Consider the following 17,730-nt stretch of genomic DNA (forward strand, 5'->3'; position numbering starts at 1 on the left):
ATCACCAGAATTGGTCGGAACCGCAGCCTCTATCAACACGCGCCGCGGCTGTCACGAGCCTTGCGCTGGGCCAAGCCTTCACCGCTTCAGGACAGTTTCGGCCCATGCCGCGAAATCGTTCATGACGATGTCCCGATTGACCTCGTTCAGGCTTTCGTGGCGGGTCTCGGCGTAAACCTTTGAAACCAGATTCGAAAAGCCCATCGCGCGCATGCGTTTCGCGAGGTGGCCGATCGCCTTGCCATAGTCGGAAGCGGGGTCCTTTTCACCGCCAATCAGGCTTACAAAGAGGTCACGGCGCACGCCGGCAAAGCTCGAGTCCTTGCCGCCGTGCTGCGCCATGTTGACCACGTCGCGCCACATTGTCACCGTCGCGTCCCAACCGCACAGCGGGTCGGCGATGTATTTCGCCACTTCGGCCTCGTCGCGGGACAGCCAGTCGAACGGCGTCTTGTGATTAGGCACCGCCTTGCCCCAGGCCTGGAAGGTCAGCCTCGGCAAGATGCGCGACGGCACGTCGGAACCGAGCCGGAACCGCTCCCAGGCCAGGATGGCGAGCGCCAGCTGGCCGAGCAGGCCTTGCGAGAAATTGCCGTTCCAGATCGCGGCGGCATGGATGCGCGCTGAGTGCGCCAAGACAAAATTGAGCGCCACCGAGGCGCCCATCGAATGGCCGAAGACGATGACCGGCAGGCCGGGTTGCTCCGTGGCGATGAGGTCGTGGATGGCGTTGACATCGGCAACGACCTTGGCGCCGCCATCGGTGTCGGCGAATTTGCCGAGGGGAGCGTCAGGCGCCTTGGTGGCGCCGTGGCCGCGATGGTCGTGGGCGTAGACGTGAAAACCGCGCTCGCTGAGGAAATCAGCGAAGCGGGCGTAGCGCGCGGCGTGCTCGGCCAGCCCATGGTTGATCTGGATGACGGCGCGCGGATGGCCGCCAGCGTGCTTCACATAAAGGTTGAGCTCCGCGCCGGTCGGCGATTTGACCATGCGCTGTTGGCTGAATGGCATTGTCTCTTGGTCCCCCTGCGCTCTCGCGCTCACAAGAGTTTTGTTTGCGCCGGCGCCGGTTTTGCGTCAATCCGGCATGGCGATTCCGAGTTGTGAATGTTTCTGATCTTGTGGCGCGCTATCGCAATTCTGACACGGAGACCAAGGCAGTGTGTGGCGCAGTATCTTCCAGCCGGGGCAAGGGTATGCGGACAGGATTTGCTTTCGTTTTGGCGCTTTTGGTCGCCTCGGTGGCTGGTGCGGCGCGAGCCGACGTCAAGATGAGCGGCGCCTTCGTCGCTGACGCCGCCTGTCCGGCGACGCAAGCAATCAAGAGTGGCAAGAACCCCGGCAATGTCTCGACCGAGGCGGGGCAAAGCTACCAGCTGCTTGCCGGCAACAAGGACGCGCCAACGCATTATCTCATCCTGGTGCCGGGCGCCGATCCCGAACGCCGCTGGGTGAAGATCAGCTGCGGCCACGTCACCGGCGGCAGCGCCGCAACCGCGCCCGCACCGGCCGATCAAACCAAGCCGTCGGCGCCGGCCTCTGGGAAGCCCGAATATGTCTTCGCGCTAAGCTGGCAGCCGGCCTTCTGCGAAACCAAGTCCAACAAGACCGAATGCCAGGCGCAGGCCCCGGCGGGGTTCGAAGCGACGCATTTCACCCTGCATGGCCTGTGGCCGCAGCCGAACGGCAATTTCTATTGTCAGGTGGCGGCCAGCGACAAGGCCAACGACAATCCGGCTCACTGGCGGGACCTGCCACCGGTCAACCTCGATGCGGATACGCGAGCGGAACTCGACCAGGTGATGCCGGGCACCAAGTCCGATCTGGAAAGACATGAATGGATCAAGCATGGCACCTGCTACGGCAAGAGCCAGCAGGAGTATTTTACCGATGCGTTGAACCTGATGCGCGCAGTGAATGCCTCGCCGGTGCGCGAGCTCTTCACCAAGAATATCGGCAAGCAGGTGACGTCGGACCAGATCCGCAAAGCCTTCGACAGCGCCTTCGGCGCCGGAGCCGGCGAACGGGTCCGGGTGTCCTGCCTGGTCGACCCGTCGAGCGGCAGGCGCTTGATCGGCGAACTGACGCTCGGCCTTGCCGGTCCGATCGGCCCGACCAGCTCGCTCGCCGATCTGATGCAGGCTTCGGCGCCGACGACCAAGGCGGGTTGCCCGAAAGGCACCGTCGACCCGATCGGGTTCCAGTAAGCGCGCGGGCTTTCGCCGGCGCTGGCGACAGCGACTGATGCGCTACGCCGACCGTGTCCAGGCGTCGAGGCTTTCGACTTGAGCGTCGCCCAGCTCGCCGACGACGCGATCGCGACCAGCCGCTTTGGCCTTGTAGAGACGCTGGTCGGCCAGGGCGAAGACATCGGCGAGGCAGCGGGTCGTCTCGCTGAGGCTGGAGATGCCGACGTTGACGGTAAGGTCGAATTTGCTGGTGCCGGCCGAGGCCTTGACGGCATGCCGGATGCTTTCGCCGAGCAGCCTTGCGACAGCATGCGGCTGCGTGCAAAGGATGGCGAATTCCTCGCCGCCGATGCGGAAAACCTTGTGTTCGGCGCCGGCGGCCTCGGTGAGCACGGCGGCGATCGACTTCAGCACCTTGTCGCCCTCGGCATGGCCGAAGCGGTCGTTGATCGATTTGAAATGGTCGACATCGACGATCAGCAGGCTGAGCGGCCTGGCGGTCGGCAGACTGGCCGCGATGGCAGCTTCGCCATCGGTTTCGAAGCTGCCGCGATGCAGCAGGCCGGTCAGGCCGTCACGGCCGACATGCTTGACCAGGGCCTCGTAGCGCTCGCGATAGGTCAGCGTGTCGAAGATGTCGGACAGGCCGCGCGGCACGGCGATCGGACGCGCCTCAAACCACTTGAGATAAGCAACCAGCATCGAGCTGTAGACGAGGGCCGCACCCATCTTGGCGAACCAGCCGCCGAAGAAGACTGCGATCGGCGCGCCGGCGACGAAATGCAGCGCGGTGAAGAAACCCGCCTGGTCGAAGGTCAGCACGCAGGCGACGCAGACCAGAATGCGGGCAAAGGGCGCGTTGCGCAGGTAGCGGCCGAGCTTTTCGTAGAGCAGGATGATCAATATGGCGTCGACAAACAAAAGCGACGTGCCCCACACCATCAGCCAGCCCATCTGGTCGATGAAGCCGATGTCGGGAAGCTTGCCGTCGGGAAGCGGTGAAATCGCATGCAGGCGAAGGATCAGCACCAGGCCGATCATCAGCGCGTTGCCGAGCAGCAGGCCGTAGATGGGCTGCCGCACGGTTGCCGCGTCTTCCTTGATGTAGAGCAGAAGCAGCATCACCAGCTTGCCAGAAAACAGCACCGCCGAACCGGGTGAAACCATGCCGAAGGGCAGGGCGACGTAAAACACGCTGGCGAGATAGGTCTCGAGGAAATGCATGACGCCGAGCGCGCAGACGAAGACGCCGAGGCCGATGCGATCCCGCAAGCGGAACAGCGTGACCATGACGCCGAAGTAGAGAACCGCTTCGGTAAGGAGCAGGAAACCGTTCAGCAATCCGTCGATCCGATCTCTCCTCGGAAATCGCGGCTTGCCGGCGATTTCCATCAGACACCGTTTTGACGCGGAATCATTAACCGGTGCTTTCGTGAGCCGGTGTGGCGAACCGAAAACGTCGATCCTCGGTGTGTCCCATAAGCCTTGCGGAAGCTTTGGGAACTACCGAAGCCACCGAAAGCGATTGCCGTTCGGCCCGGCATCGCCTACATAGCGCGCAACCTCCATTCAATCCGACATTTTCGGTCAATTATCAGGGAAAGCGCGCGTGGCACGCCAGTTCATCTATCACATGGCCGGCCTCAACAAGGCCTACGGCACCAAGAAGGTGCTCGAGAACATCCATCTGTCCTTCTATCCCGACGCCAAGATCGGCATTCTCGGCCCCAACGGCGCCGGCAAGTCGACGATCCTCAAGATTATGGCCGGCATCGACAAGGACTGGAACGGAGAGGCGTGGCTGGCCGAGGGAGCGACCGTCGGCTATTTGGCGCAGGAGCCGGCGCTCGACGCGAAGAAGACCGTATTCGAGAACGTCATGGAAGGCGTTGCCGCCAAGACCGCCATCATCGAGCGCTACAACGAACTGATGATGAATTATTCCGACGAGACGGCGGACGAGTCCGCCAAGCTCCAGGACGAGATGGACCGGCTGAACCTCTGGGACCTCGAACAGCAGGTCGAGATGGCGATGGAAGCGCTGGGCTGCCCGCCCAAGGATACCGAAGTCACCAAGCTGTCGGGCGGTGAGCGCCGCCGCGTCGCGCTCTGCCAGCTGCTGCTGCGCCAGCCCGACCTTCTGCTGCTCGACGAACCGACCAACCATCTCGACGCCGAAACCACGGCGTGGCTGGAAAAGCATCTGCGCGCCTATCCGGGCGCGGTGATGATCATCACCCACGATCGCTACTTCCTCGACAATGTCACCGGCTGGATCCTCGAACTCGATCGCGGCCGCGGCATTCCCTATGAGGGCAACTACACCAAATATCTCGAAGCCAAGGCCAAGCGCCTCAAGCAGGAAGGCCGCGAGGACGACGCCCGCCAGCGCGCCATCGGCCGCGAGCGCGAATGGATCCAGTCCAGCCCGAAGGCCCGCCAGACCAAGTCCAAGGCGCGTATCAAGGCGTTCGAGGATCTACTTGTCGCCGCCGACAGCCGCCGCCCGACCGACACCCAGATCGTCATCCCGCATGGGGAGCGCCTCGGCAATGTGGTGATCGAGGTCGCCGACCTGTCGAAGGGCTTTGGCGATACGCTGTTGATCGAGGGCCTGGAGTTCAAGCTCCCGCCGGGCGGCATCGTCGGCGTCATCGGCCCGAACGGCGCCGGCAAGACGACGCTGTTCAAGATGATCACGGGCCAGGAAAAGCCCGATGCCGGCACGATCCGCGTCGGCGAGACGGTCAAGCTCGGCTATGTCGACCAGAGCCGCGACGCGCTCGATCCGTCGAAGACCGTGTGGGAAGAGATCTCGGGCGGCGCCGAAGTGGTCAAGCTCGGCAAGTACGAAGCCAACACCCGCGCCTACTGCTCGTCGTTCAACTTCCGCGGCCAGGACCAGCAGCAGAAGGTCGGCAACCTCTCCGGCGGCCAGCGCAACCGCGTGCATCTGGCCAAGATGCTGAAGACCGGCGGCAATGTGCTGCTGCTCGACGAACCGACCAACGACCTCGACACCGAAACGCTGGCCGCGCTCGAAGACGCGCTGGAAAGCTTCGCCGGCTGCGCCGTCATCATCTCCCACGATCGTATGTTCCTCGATCGCCTGGCGACGCACATCCTCGCCTTCGAGGGCGACAGCCATGTCGAATGGTTCGAGGGCAATTTCGAGGATTACGAGCAGGACAAGATCCGTCGCCTCGGACCCGATGCCGTCAACCCGCACCGGATGACGTATAAGAGGCTGACGCGATAGGATATTTGTCGGGGCGGCGAATTCTCAAGGTGATCTGAGGAGCTGACATGGCTGATTGGTCCGCCGCCCAATATCTGAAATTCGAGGATGAGCGAACGCGGCCCGCGCGCGATCTGGTCGCCCAAGTGCCAGTGGATTTCCCGCGCCGTGTGGTCGATATCGGCTGCGGGCCGGGCAATTCGACCGAGCTTCTGGTCGAGCGCTGGCCGGACGCGCAAGTCAGCGGCTTCGACACTTCGCCCGACATGATCGAGAAGGCGAGGGCGCGCCTGCCCGATGTCACCTTCGAACTGTCGGATGCGGCAACATGGCAGCCGGAGAAGCCGGTCGACGTGATCTTCGCCAATGCGGTGTTCCAGTGGCTGCCGGAGCATCCGGCCGTCTTCCAGCGGCTGATGGGTTTCCTGGCGCCGGGCGGCGCGCTTGCCATTCAGATGCCGGACAATCTTGGCGAGGACTCGCATCGCCTGATGCGGGAGACGGCCGCCGAGATGCCGTTTGCCGCAAAGATCAAAGGGGCGGCGCGCGGGCAGCTGCCGCCGGTTTCGTTCTACTACGATCTTCTGTCGCCGCTCGCGGATCGGCTGGATATCTGGCACACGATCTACAACCATCCGCTGGCCGATGCCGCGGCGATCGTCGAATGGGTCAAGGCGACGGGGCTGAAGCCTTTCCTCGATCCGCTCGACGCGGACGAGAAGACCATGTTCCTCGACCACTACACGGCCAAGATCGCAGAGGCCTATCCAAGGACGGCGAACGGCAAGGTTCTGCTGCGCTTCCCTCGCATCTTCATCGTCGCCAAGCGGGCCTGACCGAGTGTCGGTCAACTCGCCGCGATAGCAACGGGAAATGGCGGTTTAAGCTGGCATAAACCGGCAAAATGCGACAAGGGTTGCACCGGGCCGTCTATGCGCCCACATCAAGCCCGCAACGCCCGCGCATGGGACGGATTGGAAATGCATCGCGTCATCATCAGCGGCATCGGCGTCGAAATCCCTGGACCCAAGATCACCAATGAAGAACTGGTCGCCAGCTTCAACGCCTGGGTCGACATGGAGAACGCGCGCCGCTCCGTTACGGGCGAGACGCTGCTGCAGAAGTCGGACAGCGACTTCATCGTCCATGCCTCGGGCGTCCAGACCCGGCATGTGATCGAGCGGGAAGGCATCCTCGATCCGACGCGGATGGCGCCGCGCATACCGGCGCGGCCCGACGATGCGCTGTCGCTGCAGGCCGAGTTCGGCGTCGCCTCGGCGAGGAAGGCGCTCGACCATGCCGGGTTGAAGCCGTCCGATATCGACCTGGTGATCTGCTCGGCCTCGCACCACCAGCGGCCCTATCCGGCGATTGCCATCGAAATGCAGCAGGCCCTGGGTACCAAGGGCGCCGGCTTCGATATGGGGCTTGGCTGCTCGTCGGCCGCGGCGGCGCTGCACATCGCGGTCAATCTGGTGCGGGCCGGCGCGCACAAGCGCGTGCTGGTGACGACGCCGGAGATCATCACGGGTCATCTCAATTTCCGCGACCGGCAGACGCATTTCATCTTCGGCGATGCATCGGTGTCGATGGTGGTCGAGGGGCTCGACCAGGGCGAGAAGCGGCCGGGGCGTTTCCAGGTGCTCGATACGCGCACCTGGACGCAGATGTCGAACAACATCCGCACCAATCTCGGCTACCATACCCGCACCGCCCAAGACGATCCCTATATGATCAACCTGGAAGGCAATCTGATCAAGCAGGTCGGCAACAAGGTGTTCAAGGAAGTCACCGTCGCCGGCCACAAATTCATCGTCGAATTCCTGGCCGAGCACGGGCAGACGCCGCAAGGCATCCGCCGCTTCTGGCTGCATCAGGCCAATGCGCGCATGAACGCCATGATCCTGAAACTCGCCTTCGGCCACGAGGTCGACCATGATCGCGCGCCGATGGTGCTGGAGCGCCTCGGCAATACCGCCGGCGCCGGCGCCATCATCGCGCTATCCGAGAACCACGCCGACATGAAGCCCGGCGACTACGGCCTGCTCTGCGCCTTCGGCGCGGGATATTCGATCGGCGGCGCGCTGCTGCGCATGCTGTGATCTAGGCGGGTGCGAACGGCACCAGCATTGGAACGCGCGTGGCATAGTCGTCATAGGCGCTACCCAGTTCGCCGCGCAGGAACTGTTCCTCCAGCCTTGCCTTCACAACGGCGCCGATGGTGAGCAGGGCGGCACCGGCAATGCCCCAGACCGTCCCCTTGGCCGCCATGGTGGCGAAGACCGCCAGCAGCAGGCCGGTGTAGATCGGGTGCCGAACCAAGCCATAGGGGCCGGTGTCGACGACGTGGTGATCCGCCTTGGCGGTTATGTTACCCGACCACAGCCGGCCAAGGTGCAGACGCGCCCACCAGGAGAAGATGAGGCCAATTGCGATCAGGGCGACGCAGATCCAGGCCTCGGTGAGGTTCGGCATCCAGAGCCGCAACCGGCCGACATAGCCGTGCGCCGGAACGAAGAGCAGGATCACACCGACCATCCACAGGGCGCGATAGCGAAGTTCCGCCTGCAGGCCGGCGCGCTTCTCAACGGGGTCGGACCAGAAGGCGGCCGCGAGCCAGGAGACGACCCAAATCTGCCAGAGCGCGGCGATTGCGGCTGCGGGATGCATGATGACGCGTCTCCTCCTGACGCTAGTATCAAGTCGAGGCAGCACGGCGGCAATACGGCGCCCGGCCAGAGGATGCGCGATCGGCGGTAAGAAAATCGTGATCGGTGAAGCATCCCATCAACCGGCTCGATCGGATCATCAGCGCTTTGGACTGGACCCGGTCCATGGCCGCGGGCTAATTGCGGTTCGTCTTGCAGAAGGAATGAAGCCATGGCGGATCTCTTTGCCGAGACCGAAAATCCGGTCGAAACCCTGCCGGCGCGAAAGCTCGCGGCGAAAGTGGCGGCGCTCTACGTCGCGCCGTTCGATCACTTCGAAACGCGACCGGTGGAAGAATTGCGGCTCGGCTTCGACGGCATCGATGGTGATTTCCATGCTGGCGCCACGCGGCGCTCCGGCGGGCGCGAGCCCTGGTATCCGCGCGGCACCGAGATGCGCAACGAGCGGCAATTGTCGATCGTGGCGGCGGACGAACTCGCCATTGTGGCCGAGCGGATGAGCCTCAAGGAGATCAAGCCGGAATGGATCGGCGCCAATCTGCTGATCGAGGGCGTGCAGCAGCTTTCCATGCTGCCGTCGGGTACGCTCTTGTTCTTCAAGGGCGGCGTCACCATCAAGGTCGATGCGCAGAACGGGCCATGCCGCATCGCCGGGCGCTCAGTCGCCGAACATGCCGGGACGGCCGACCACGAGGCCGGCGCGCTGGCCTTTCCAAAGGCGGCCAAGCGGCTGCGCGGCCTTGTCGCCTGGGTCGAAAAGCCCGGCACGATTGTTGCCGGCGAGGAGATATCGGTGCGCGTGCCCGAGCAGTGGATCTACCGCGCCTAAGTGTAGGACACCGGGCTCGACCAGGCTGGGTCCTCGTGCTTTTGCCAATAGAGCGCCATCAGCCGACTGGTGATGGCGCCAACTTGGCCGTCGGCGACCGAAATGCCGTCGATCACCGTCACCGGCATGATGCCGCCGGCGGTCGAGGTGATGAAGACTTCATCGGCTGCCTTCAGCGCTGCGACGCTGACGTCGGCCGCTGTTGCAGACAGCCCCGCCTCGGAGCAGAGATCGAAGACGGTGCGCCGCGTGATGCCGGGCAGGACGCCAATGGCCGGCGTCGACAATTTGCCGTCTTTCACGCAAAAGACGTTGAAGCCCGGACCTTCAGCGACATTGCCGTTGAAATCGAGGATCAGCGCGGTCTCGGCGCCGCGGTCATAGGCGTCGTAGAGGCCGCGCACCAGGTCGAGCCAATGGTAGTTCTTGATCGTAGGATCGATCGAGGCCGGCGGGATACGCACCTTGTCGCTGATCGCGACATTGAGGCCGCGCCGCAACTGCTCGGCATTGGCGACCGAGCCGAAGGGCACGGCGAAGGCCATGAAGCGATTGATCGCCTGGCGCGGGTCACGGCTGAAGGTCGGCGAAGCGCCGCGCGTGCATAGCATCTCGACATAGGCGGCACGATGGCCGGATAGCGCGACGCAATCGTGCAGGATCTCGGCGACGCCGTCGCGGTCGAACGGGATCGCCATGCGCAGCTTCTCCAGCCCGCCGAAGAAGCGGTCGAGATGCAGGTCGAGACGGAAGAAGCGGCCGTCCCAGACATGCACTGTGTCGTAGGTGGCGTCGGAATGCAGAAAACCCCAATCCATTACCGAGATCTTGGCCTGCGACATCGGCAGATACTGGCCATCGAGGAAGGCAACGCCGTCCGGATAGGAGTGCGGATCGATATGGCGCTCGGAAAGAGGCGGCAGCGGCATGGCTCGCTCCGTTGCAACGTTTCGGCTCATCGCAAACTCTCCTTGTCCAAGGCTCGATCCATGGTCAGGCTAGCGTCGCTCAGCGCGTTACATAGAGCCACCTATGCGCTGCTCTATGTTCTAGGTGGAATGTTGGTTTTCCCTTACGGTTGCCGGCGGGACTATCAGGCCGGAGGGGAGATGGTCAGGCATACGGGGCTTGGTGCAATCATCTTTGCGATGATCGTTTTCGTCGGCTGCAGCGAAGCCTTCGCCCAATGCACGCGCGAGGGCGAGGAGCTATGTCAAAGCGGCCAGACATATCGCTGCGAGAAGACCGGCAGCGAGTTGACGCCGATCTTCCAGAACGTCCCTTGCGTGGTGAATGTGCCATCCTTGACCGGCACCTGGGTCGGCAATGGCCATCAAAGCCCGGCCGGCGCCGCCGGCGCCGACTGGTCGATTGCCATGACCATCAACGACAGCGGCGCGTCGATCGACTATCCGTCGCTCAGCTGCGGCGGATCTCTCACTCAGATTTCGAGGGACAACAGCTCGGCGGAGTTCCGGGAGAGCATCACCTATGGCCAGGACAAATGCGTCGATGGCGGCACGATCACCGTCAGGTTTTTCAAGGGAAACCTGTCCTGGGTCTGGGTCGGGCAGGCAGATGGCCAGTCCTATAACGCCGTCGCCGTACTAACGCGGCAGTAGCGGTTTCTCGCGCTACTCTTCGTCGTCGTCGGAGTCGAGCAGGCGCGTGGCGCGCCAGCGGGTCAGCACGATGTTGGTCTGTTCGATGACGAAGAAACGCGCCGAGTCGCGGTCATAGCCTTCCGCCAGCAGCTTTTCGTAATCGGTGTGGACGTGACGGATATGGGCGATGGTCGCCAGCCAGACGGAGATCGACGGCGGCAGATTGTGCAAGTGCGCCCTGCCGGCGTCGGCACGGATTTTTTCGATGTCGGCATAGGGCGCCAGCGGCAAAAGCGTAGTCAGCGCCTTGGCGATGGCGCGACGGCGGTTGGTCGGCGCTTTCATGGCTCGTCCCGCCCGGCAATGGTCGCATCGGCAAAGGCGTCGGTGGAGGCGAGATAGGGTTTCAGGTCGATGACCGGCGTGCCGTCGAGCACGTCGATGGCGTCGAGTTCGATGCGGCCGCTGCCGACATCGAGCCCGACGAGCTTCGCCACATGCAACCCGACCGGGTTCGGCCGGGCAGGGGAACGCAGCGAAAAAACGCCTTTCGGCTCAGCCGCATGGCGGGGTTTCTGCACAATCAGATTCCGCGGCGCATGATGGAGCCAGGTCAGGATGATGACGTGGCTGGCGCGTTCCAGTCCCGGCAGACCTTCGCGATAGGGCGGGTCGACCAGCAGCGTGGCACCGCCGCCTGCCTCCCGCGCGGCCCTCATGTTCTTGGGGCAGGTCTCCCGGCTCGTCCATGGCGAAGCGATGCGGCCGATGAAGACGACGTGGCCATCTGGCGGCATATCGGCCGGATCAGTTTCCAGAAGCCTTTCGCCGGCGCGCGTTTCGAACATGGTTTTCGCCTCGTTCATCCGAAAACCGCTTTCCGCCTGTGGATCATGCATGCGTCATTTTCTTGTCCGGAAGCGACATGGGTCTTGCATGGTTGTCAAATTCGACATAAACATATGTTTATATCTTTTTCAAAAGAGAAGCGCTCATGCATGTCTCGCTCGACACAATGGTGGATACTCTGAAGGCGGCGGCCGAATCGAGCCGGCTCCGCATTCTGGCACTCTTGTCGCGTGGCGACCTTACCGTTTCCGATCTTACCGAAATCCTCGGCCAGTCGCAGCCGCGCGTGTCGCGCCACCTCAAGCTGCTTTTGGAGGCCGGGCTGATCGGCCGTTACCAGGAGGGCTCCTGGGCCTTCTTCCGGCTCTCGGATACGGATTCGGCCCGTGATTTCGTGATCAGGCTGATCTCAGGTATCCGCGGCGCCGATCCGCAGGTAGAGCGCGACCTCGAGCGGCTGGCGTCGGTCAAACGCAAGCGCCAGGACCGCGCCGCCGAGTACTTCTCCGAAAACGCCGCGAGCTGGGATCATATCCGCTCGCTGCATGTGCCGGATCGCGCCGTGGAAGCGGCGCTGCTGAAGCTTGTCGGCAAGCGGCCTTTCCAATCGATGCTCGACCTTGGCACCGGCACCGGGCGGCTGCTTGAAATCTTTTCGCCGCTTTACCGGCGCGGCGTCGGCATCGACATGTCGCGCGAGATGCTGACCGTGGCGCGCGCCAATCTCGACAAGGCCGGCGTTTCGAACGCGCAGGTGCGGCAGGGCGATATCTTCGCGCCGCCGGTCGAGCGCGACGCTTTCGACCTCGTCACCATCCATCAGGTGCTGCACTATCTCGACGATCCGGCCCGCGCCATCCGCGAGGCGGCAAGGCTGCTGCGTCCGGCGGGGCGGCTGGTGATCGTCGATTTCGCGCCGCACACGCTGGAATTCCTGCGCGACCAGCATGCGCATGTCAGGCTCGGCTTTTCCGACCGGCAGATCGCCGAGTGGTTCGCCGAGGCAGGGCTCGCGCTCGAGGACAGCCAGGAGTTCGAACCGCGCGGCGCCAACGAGGCCAGGCTCACGGTCAAGCTGTGGCTCGGCCGCGACCGCCGCATGCTGATCGCCGATCCGTCCAACGACAGCCAACCCACCCAAGCGTACCCGATGGGGGAAATAGCCTGATGAACCAGTTCCGCTTTTCCCGCCGTCCCGATATTGGCGACAAGGTCAGGGTTTCGTTCGAGTTCTTCCCGCCGAAGACCGACGAGATGGAGGCCAGGCTGTGGGACACCGTCACCCGGCTGGAACCGCTCAAGCCGAAGTTCGTCTCGGTGACCTACGGCGCCGGCGGCTCGACCCGTGAGCGCACCGCGCGCACGGTCAAGCGCATCCTCAACGAGACGACGCTGACGCCGGCGGCGCACATGACCTGCGTCGATGCGGCCCGCGATCAGGTCGATGCCGTTGTCAGGGAATTCGCCGATATGGGCGTCACCCGCTTCGTCGCTCTGCGCGGCGATCCGGCGGCAGGCGTCGGCACCGCCTACAGGCCGCATCCCGACGGCTACGCCAATGGCGCCGAACTGGTCGGGGCGCTGAAGGGCGCCGGCGATTTCGACATTTCGGTCTCCGCCTATCCGGAAAAGCATCCGGAAAGCCCGGACTTCGCCACCGATTTCGACATGCTGAAGCGCAAGGCAGACAATGGCGCGACGCGGGCAATCACCCAGTTCTTCTTCGACAATGATCTCTACGAGCGCTATGTCGAGCGGGCGCGGCGGGCCGGCATCTACATCCCGATCGTGCCGGGCATTCTGCCGGTGCATAATTTCACCCAGGTCGCGAATTTCTCGGCGCGCTGCGGTGCGCTGGTGCCGGCATGGCTGGCCGAGCGCTTCGACGGGCTGCAGAACGACCCGCAGACGCATGCGCTGGTGGCGTCCGCGGTGGCGGCCGAGCAGGTGCTCGACCTGGTCGAACGCGGCGTCAGCGATTTCCACTTCTACACCATGAACCGCGCCGACCTGGTCTTTGCCATCTGCCACATGATCGGCATCCGCTCGCATGAGGCGGAAGCTGCGGGATCGGCCGCAGCCTGAATTTTGTCGCGACATGAAATGCAAGAGGCCGGGTAAAAACCCGGCCTCTCGAAATTGGTTGACTATCAGCTGCTGTTTTCTTCCGCTCTGGCGGTTACGGAAGAACACCTATGATAAGGGCGCCGATGAATGCGAACGCTGCACAAATCATCAATGCGTTGATTGGCCTCGTCAGTCCCATGTCATAGCCTCCTCTTAAAGAGCTATGTCGAGAGTCTAGGGTCATTTGTGCCACAGGCAAGCGGAAAACGTGCTGCAATGCGACATGATTGTGGGTTCTGCTACCTGGCTTTCGCCGTTAGGCATTGAAACTCTTCGGCAAAAGCCGGCTCAAGGGTTGTGAATAAATTGTGGCGCGCCGGCGGCGGAAGCGAGGCATGGCAGCGCTACCGCGCCGGGCCGAAATGGAATTCGACCTTTGCCGCGCTGCTTTCGGCTCGGAAAGCAGGGAGTCAATCAAAGTGTTTAGATCGTCCCCTTGCGCGTCCAATTGAGGGGCAGCATCAACGTCGACCGAACAGGCGCCCATCTATCGTCACCAGCCCGAAGGCGATCAGCGCCATGCCGCCCATTTCGAACAGTTCAAGCCGTTCGCCGAGGAACAGGAAGCCGAGCAGCATGGCGCTGGCCGGCACGATCAGGGTGACCAGCGAAGCGTTGGTGGCGCCGGCCGAGGCGACGAGGTTGAAATAGAGGATGTAGGCGAAGGCGGTGGAAAGCAGTGCCAGCGCCAGCACTGCCGCCCAGACCGGCGGCGAAGCGGAGAACAGGCCGGCGGGACCATAGGCGATGAGCACGACCGGAATCATGATGACGGTCGAGGCCGTCAATTGTCCCGTGGCGACGATCGGCGAGGGCACACCCTTGAAGCGGCGGGCAATCATCAGCGCGACGGCATAGGACAACGAGGCGCCGATCAGCGCGAACTTCGCCCAGACCGGACCGCCGAGCCCGGCAAGCAGGCCCGGACCGATCATCACCGCCGTGCCGGCGATGCCGAGCGCAATGCCGGCAAGCTTGTTCCAGGACAGCTTTTCGTCTGATGTCAGCGCGTTGGCGAGGATCAGCGTCCAGAACGGCGTCGTTGAGTTGAGCACCGAGGCGAGGCCGGCGCCAAGCTCGGTCTGACCGGCGAAGATCAGCGAGAAGGGAACGACATTGTTGGCAAGCGCCAGCAGGAAGAACAGGCCGGCATGCGGGAAGGCGAGGCGGAAGGAGGGGCCGCGCCAGCCGAGATAAAGCTGGAGTGCTGCAGCCGCGATGACGACGCGAAACAATACCAGCACCAGTGGCGACAATTCCGACACGGCGATGCGGGCAAAGAAGAACGAGCCGCCCCAGATGGCGCCAAGCAGCAGAAGCTGCCCCCAGTCCTTGAGCACCATCGGTCCGCGCGCCGTGGCGGTTGCTGCTGTCGCCATGTGAATGTCCTCCCAGGATGCCGAATGCCAAGCCTGCCATGCATGTGATCAAGTCGGGCATGTGATCAAGTCGGGCATGTGATCAAGCCATATCCGCTCCCGCGGCAAGGGCCACCCGAAACCCGATCGATGGCGTAGCATCGCTCGGAATCCCGGTAGCGCCGTACCGCCAGAGGTGCGAGACACAGAATTGTTTTCTTTAGCCGTCAGCTTGGATTAATTGTGCGCAGCCAAGGTTCAGGGGATTCGTCCATGCAGCGATTCGAAAATGCCCGCGAGGCGGCGCTGGCGCTTCGCCCGGACGACCCGATCTATTGCTTCCGGCCGGAGGTATTGAAGGCCGACGCCAGACAGTTCATGGGCATGTTCCCCGGCAGGACCGCCTATGCGGTCAAGACCAATGGCGAGCAGATCGTGCTGAAGGCGCTGGTCGAAGCCGGCGTCACCGCTTTCGATGTCGCTTCGCCGGGCGAGTTCGCCGCCGTGCGCGCCGTCTCGCCCGATGCCGAAATGCTCTACATGCATCCGGTCAAGGCGCAGTCGGACATCAAGCTGGCGCTGGAGAAATACGGCATCCGCGTCATCTCGCTCGATCACGAGGACGAGATCACCAAGCTGACACGGGTGGTGCGGGCGCTCGACATCGACCCTGGCGCGATCACCGTGTTCGTGCGCATGCAGACGAAAGGGTCGGCGGCCTACGAACTGTCGAAGAAATTCGGCGCGGGCCCGGCCTATGCTGTCGAACTCGCCGAGCGGCTCAACCGCACCGGCTACAACGTCGGCCTCTGCTTCCATGTCGGCAGCCAGATCGAGGATCCCGACACCTATGAGCGGGCGCTGGCCTCAGCCGACTGGGTGCGCAACCGCGTCTCCTTCGACATTGCCGGGCTCGATGTCGGCGGCGGTTTTCCGGCCGAATACGGCCACGACCCCAACCGCAAGCAGATCGAGATGCCGTCGCTCGGCCAGATCATGTCGCGGCTGTCGGGCGACCTGAAGGAGTATCAGTTCGACCAGATCCCGCTGGTGGCGGAACCCGGCCGGGTGATCGTGGCGCGCTGCCTGTCGCTGATCGTGCGTGTGCTGCTGCGCAAGGGCAAGCGGCTCTACATCAATGACGGCATCTGGGCGTCGCTGTCCGATTCATGGACCGGCAAGATCACGCTGCCGGCGCGCTTCATTCCCGACCCGGCGATCCGCTCGCGCAATGGCGAGGAAAAGAACATCGTGCCGTTCAAGGTGTGCGGCGCGACCTGCGATTCCGTGGACATCCTGTCCAGACCGTTCTGGCTGCCGGAAACGGTCGATACCGGCGACTGGATCGAGATCGGTCATATCGGCGCTTATTCGCTGTCGCTGAGGACGCGTTTCAACGGCTTCTACCCCGACACCTTCGTCGAGGTGACGACGCCGTTCGACGAAGGCGATGCGCCGGAGGGATTTGCGAGCCTGGAGACAATGGCGGGATAGTGAATAGTGAATAGTGAATAGTGAAAAACTCGCTGAGGCGAGTGCGAATAAGCTTATTTCTACTCACTACTCACTACTCACTACTCACTACTTTTACAGCCTTGCCAGAAGATCCGGCGTCGGCCAGCCATCCACGGGCAATCCAAGGCGCATTTGTTCCTTGCGGATGGCTTCGCGGGTGTTCGTACCCAGGATGCCGTCGACCGTGCCGACGTCGTAGCCTCTGGCTTCGAGCTTGGTCTGCAACGCCTTCATCTGGTCGCCGCTGAGACCGGATTCAGGGGTGCGTGGATCGAATTGCGGCGCGCCGGCGAGCCGCGCGGCGAGGCTTGCCGCGGTCAGCGCATAGGTGAAGGACTGGTTCCACTCGAGATAGACGTCGAAATTGTCGTAGGCGAGGAAGGCCGGCCCCTTGCGGCCCATCGGCAGCGCCAGGCCCGCCTTCAGGCCGTTGTCGATAAGCGGCGTGCCGTTCGGATTGGTGACACCCCACTGAGCCCATTGCGACAGCGGCAGCTTGTTGGTGCGGCCGGTCTGGTCCCACGGCATGTCGTCGGGCACGCGCACTTCCTCGATGCAGGGCTGGTCGCGTTTCCAGCCGCGCGACAGGATCTTGTTGGCCGTGGTCATGATCACGTCCGGCACGCTGCCGCGCAGGTCGACGATGCCGTCGCCGTCGCCATCGACGCCACGCGTGAGATAGTCGGAAGGCAGGATCTGCGTCTGGCCGATCTCGCCCGCCCAGGCGCCGGTGACCTCGGCCGGCACGACCCCGCGGTCGATCAGCGTCAGCAACGGCACCAGCTGGGGCCGGAAAAGCTCCGGCCGGCGGCAATCATGCGCAAGCGTGACCAGTGCGCTCAACGTGTGGAAGTCGCCCTGTACCGCGCCGAAATCGGTCTCCAGCGCCCAGAAGGCGGCGATGACCGGTGCCTGGACGCCGAACTGCTGGTCGGCGCGGGCAAACACGTCGGCGTATTTCTTGAGGTTGGCGGCGCCTTGCTTCAGCCGATAGGCCGAGATCATGCGGTTCGAAAACTGGATGAAGGTCTGGGAAAACACACCCTGGGCACGATCGCGCGCCAGCACCTTGTCGTCGATGCCGGCAGCTTCCAGCGCATCAAGGCCGTGAGCGCCGACGCCAGCCGCCTTGGCTTCGACCGCCACGCCCTGCTTCCATGCCTCGAAATCGCCGCCGCATTCCTGCGCTGCCGCCGGCAACGCCGTGGCGAACAGGATGAGCGCCGCAAGGGCTTTGGAACGCATCCGCATCAGCTTCCTTCCGAAACCAGGTGCCAGAGCGTCGTTTGCGCGTCTATTGCGAACGCGCGGCGCCCTGGATTATCAGCGGGTGCAAACAATCGCCGCCGGCT

General features: G+C 63.4%; 17 protein-coding genes. 9 read left to right on the forward strand and 8 right to left on the reverse strand.

The features are described 5' to 3' along the window. Positions 1 to 78: 78 nt before the first annotated feature. The gene (locus ACFX5Q_RS03550; RefSeq protein WP_404275422.1) at positions 79 to 1,011 is read right to left on the reverse strand and encodes an alpha/beta fold hydrolase; all 933 of its coding nucleotides are present in this window, start codon (positions 1,009 to 1,011) and stop codon (positions 79 to 81) included. 185 nt (positions 1,012 to 1,196) lie between these two features. On the opposite strand from ACFX5Q_RS03550, the gene ACFX5Q_RS03555 reads away from it, so the two are divergent. Next, positions 1,197 to 2,207: a ribonuclease gene (locus tag ACFX5Q_RS03555; RefSeq protein ID WP_404275423.1), complete on the forward strand. Its 1,011-nt coding sequence runs from the start codon at positions 1,197 to 1,199 to the stop codon at positions 2,205 to 2,207. Between the two features lie 42 nt (positions 2,208 to 2,249). Here the strand turns inward: ACFX5Q_RS03555 and ACFX5Q_RS03560 are convergent, their stop codons facing one another. Next, entirely contained in the window at positions 2,250 to 3,530 is a 1,281-nt protein-coding gene (locus ACFX5Q_RS03560; RefSeq protein ID WP_404275424.1) for a diguanylate cyclase, read from the reverse strand. A 268-nt stretch (positions 3,531 to 3,798) separates the two neighbouring features. Between ACFX5Q_RS03560 and ettA the strand changes: the two genes are divergently transcribed. The 3 genes from ettA to ACFX5Q_RS03575 all read left to right on the forward strand — a co-directional run bounded on the left by ettA (position 3,799) and on the right by ACFX5Q_RS03575 (position 7,529). Further along, positions 3,799 to 5,448 (forward strand): energy-dependent translational throttle protein EttA, encoded by a 1,650-nt coding sequence (gene ettA, locus ACFX5Q_RS03565; protein WP_404275425.1) that lies wholly within the window; start codon positions 3,799 to 3,801, stop codon positions 5,446 to 5,448. A gap of 47 nt (positions 5,449 to 5,495) precedes the next feature. Continuing rightward, positions 5,496 to 6,263 carry a trans-aconitate 2-methyltransferase gene (gene tam / locus ACFX5Q_RS03570; RefSeq protein ID WP_404275426.1) on the forward strand — a complete coding sequence of 256 codons (768 nt, stop codon included), beginning with the start codon at positions 5,496 to 5,498 and terminating at the stop codon, positions 6,261 to 6,263. 144 nt (positions 6,264 to 6,407) lie between these two features. Beyond that, a complete protein-coding gene (locus ACFX5Q_RS03575; RefSeq protein WP_404275427.1) occupies positions 6,408 to 7,529 on the forward strand; it encodes a beta-ketoacyl-ACP synthase III in 1,122 nt (373 codons plus the stop codon). Position 7,530: 1 nt separating this feature from the next. Here the strand turns inward: ACFX5Q_RS03575 and ACFX5Q_RS03580 are convergent, their stop codons facing one another. Further along, the gene (locus tag ACFX5Q_RS03580) at positions 7,531 to 8,097 is read right to left on the reverse strand and encodes a methyltransferase family protein (RefSeq protein ID WP_404275428.1); all 567 of its coding nucleotides are present in this window, start codon (positions 8,095 to 8,097) and stop codon (positions 7,531 to 7,533) included. A gap of 210 nt (positions 8,098 to 8,307) precedes the next feature. Here ACFX5Q_RS03580 and ACFX5Q_RS03585 point away from each other — a divergent pair, with 210 nt between their 5' ends. Further along, on the forward strand, positions 8,308 to 8,925 hold the full coding sequence (locus ACFX5Q_RS03585) for an MOSC domain-containing protein (protein WP_404275429.1): 618 nt from the start codon (positions 8,308 to 8,310) through the stop codon (positions 8,923 to 8,925). Here ACFX5Q_RS03585 and ACFX5Q_RS03590 read toward each other — a convergent pair. After that, positions 8,922 to 9,884 carry a D-amino acid aminotransferase gene (locus tag ACFX5Q_RS03590; RefSeq protein WP_404275430.1) on the reverse strand — a complete coding sequence of 321 codons (963 nt, stop codon included), beginning with the start codon at positions 9,882 to 9,884 and terminating at the stop codon, positions 8,922 to 8,924. The genes ACFX5Q_RS03585 and ACFX5Q_RS03590 overlap by 4 nt on opposite strands. 150 nt (positions 9,885 to 10,034) lie before the next feature. Between ACFX5Q_RS03590 and ACFX5Q_RS03595 the strand changes: the two genes are divergently transcribed. Then, the gene (locus tag ACFX5Q_RS03595; protein WP_404275431.1) at positions 10,035 to 10,547 is read left to right on the forward strand and encodes a hypothetical protein; all 513 of its coding nucleotides are present in this window, start codon (positions 10,035 to 10,037) and stop codon (positions 10,545 to 10,547) included. Positions 10,548 to 10,559: 12 nt separating this feature from the next. Here the strand turns inward: ACFX5Q_RS03595 and ACFX5Q_RS03600 are convergent, their stop codons facing one another. Both ACFX5Q_RS03600 and tsaA read right to left on the reverse strand, forming a co-directional pair. Further along, positions 10,560 to 10,874 carry a DUF2293 domain-containing protein gene (locus ACFX5Q_RS03600; RefSeq protein WP_404275432.1) on the reverse strand — a complete coding sequence of 105 codons (315 nt, stop codon included), beginning with the start codon at positions 10,872 to 10,874 and terminating at the stop codon, positions 10,560 to 10,562. Beyond that, entirely contained in the window at positions 10,871 to 11,377 is a 507-nt protein-coding gene (gene tsaA, locus ACFX5Q_RS03605) for a tRNA (N6-threonylcarbamoyladenosine(37)-N6)-methyltransferase TrmO (protein WP_404275433.1), read from the reverse strand. Before tsaA ends, ACFX5Q_RS03600 begins: the two co-directional genes overlap by 4 nt. 146 nt (positions 11,378 to 11,523) lie before the next feature. On the opposite strand from tsaA, the gene ACFX5Q_RS03610 reads away from it, so the two are divergent. Next, positions 11,524 to 12,546 carry a metalloregulator ArsR/SmtB family transcription factor gene (locus tag ACFX5Q_RS03610; RefSeq protein ID WP_192180825.1) on the forward strand — a complete coding sequence of 341 codons (1,023 nt, stop codon included), beginning with the start codon at positions 11,524 to 11,526 and terminating at the stop codon, positions 12,544 to 12,546. Beyond that, positions 12,546 to 13,463 carry a methylenetetrahydrofolate reductase [NAD(P)H] gene (gene metF, locus ACFX5Q_RS03615; protein WP_006204186.1) on the forward strand — a complete coding sequence of 306 codons (918 nt, stop codon included), beginning with the start codon at positions 12,546 to 12,548 and terminating at the stop codon, positions 13,461 to 13,463. The genes ACFX5Q_RS03610 and metF overlap by 1 nt, the downstream gene beginning before the upstream one ends. A 503-nt stretch (positions 13,464 to 13,966) precedes the next feature. On the opposite strand, the gene ACFX5Q_RS03620 is transcribed toward metF, so the two are convergent. Then, positions 13,967 to 14,884: a DMT family transporter gene (locus ACFX5Q_RS03620; RefSeq protein WP_404275434.1), complete on the reverse strand. Its 918-nt coding sequence runs from the start codon at positions 14,882 to 14,884 to the stop codon at positions 13,967 to 13,969. 252 nt (positions 14,885 to 15,136) lie between these two features. Here ACFX5Q_RS03620 and ACFX5Q_RS03625 point away from each other — a divergent pair, with 252 nt between their 5' ends. Further along, entirely contained in the window at positions 15,137 to 16,357 is a 1,221-nt protein-coding gene (locus ACFX5Q_RS03625) for an alanine racemase (RefSeq protein WP_404275436.1), read from the forward strand. A gap of 93 nt (positions 16,358 to 16,450) precedes the next feature. On the opposite strand, the gene ACFX5Q_RS03630 is transcribed toward ACFX5Q_RS03625, so the two are convergent. After that, positions 16,451 to 17,629: a lytic murein transglycosylase gene (locus ACFX5Q_RS03630; protein ID WP_404275438.1), complete on the reverse strand. Its 1,179-nt coding sequence runs from the start codon at positions 17,627 to 17,629 to the stop codon at positions 16,451 to 16,453. Between the last annotated feature and the right edge of the window lie 101 nt (positions 17,630 to 17,730).

Origin of the sequence: Mesorhizobium sp. IMUNJ 23033, from assembly GCF_044778005.1 — a bacterium.
GTDB classification, from domain to species: domain Bacteria; phylum Pseudomonadota; class Alphaproteobacteria; order Rhizobiales; family Rhizobiaceae; genus Mesorhizobium; species Mesorhizobium amorphae_A.

What these genes read in the sequence shown, in the direction of transcription:
- ACFX5Q_RS03550 (WP_404275422.1), bottom strand. Translation starts at nt 1,011, where the DNA reads ATGCCATTCAGCCAACAGCGCATGGTCAAATCGCCGACCGGCGCGGAG.
- ACFX5Q_RS03555 (WP_404275423.1), top strand. Translation starts at nt 1,197, where the DNA reads ATGCGGACAGGATTTGCTTTCGTTTTGGCGCTTTTGGTCGCCTCGGTG.
- tam (WP_404275426.1), top strand. Translation starts at nt 5,496, where the DNA reads ATGGCTGATTGGTCCGCCGCCCAATATCTGAAATTCGAGGATGAGCGA.
- ACFX5Q_RS03575 (WP_404275427.1), top strand. Translation starts at nt 6,408, where the DNA reads ATGCATCGCGTCATCATCAGCGGCATCGGCGTCGAAATCCCTGGACCC.
- ACFX5Q_RS03580 (WP_404275428.1), bottom strand. Translation starts at nt 8,097, where the DNA reads ATGCATCCCGCAGCCGCAATCGCCGCGCTCTGGCAGATTTGGGTCGTC.
- ACFX5Q_RS03585 (WP_404275429.1), top strand. Translation starts at nt 8,308, where the DNA reads ATGGCGGATCTCTTTGCCGAGACCGAAAATCCGGTCGAAACCCTGCCG.
- ACFX5Q_RS03590 (WP_404275430.1), bottom strand. Translation starts at nt 9,884, where the DNA reads ATGAGCCGAAACGTTGCAACGGAGCGAGCCATGCCGCTGCCGCCTCTT.
- ACFX5Q_RS03595 (WP_404275431.1), top strand. Translation starts at nt 10,035, where the DNA reads ATGGTCAGGCATACGGGGCTTGGTGCAATCATCTTTGCGATGATCGTT.
- ACFX5Q_RS03600 (WP_404275432.1), bottom strand. Translation starts at nt 10,874, where the DNA reads ATGAAAGCGCCGACCAACCGCCGTCGCGCCATCGCCAAGGCGCTGACT.
- tsaA (WP_404275433.1), bottom strand. Translation starts at nt 11,377, where the DNA reads ATGTTCGAAACGCGCGCCGGCGAAAGGCTTCTGGAAACTGATCCGGCC.
- ACFX5Q_RS03610 (WP_192180825.1), top strand. Translation starts at nt 11,524, where the DNA reads ATGCATGTCTCGCTCGACACAATGGTGGATACTCTGAAGGCGGCGGCC.
- metF (WP_006204186.1), top strand. Translation starts at nt 12,546, where the DNA reads ATGAACCAGTTCCGCTTTTCCCGCCGTCCCGATATTGGCGACAAGGTC.
- ACFX5Q_RS03620 (WP_404275434.1), bottom strand. Translation starts at nt 14,884, where the DNA reads ATGGCGACAGCAGCAACCGCCACGGCGCGCGGACCGATGGTGCTCAAG.
- ACFX5Q_RS03625 (WP_404275436.1), top strand. Translation starts at nt 15,137, where the DNA reads ATGCAGCGATTCGAAAATGCCCGCGAGGCGGCGCTGGCGCTTCGCCCG.
- ACFX5Q_RS03630 (WP_404275438.1), bottom strand. Translation starts at nt 17,629, where the DNA reads ATGCGGATGCGTTCCAAAGCCCTTGCGGCGCTCATCCTGTTCGCCACG.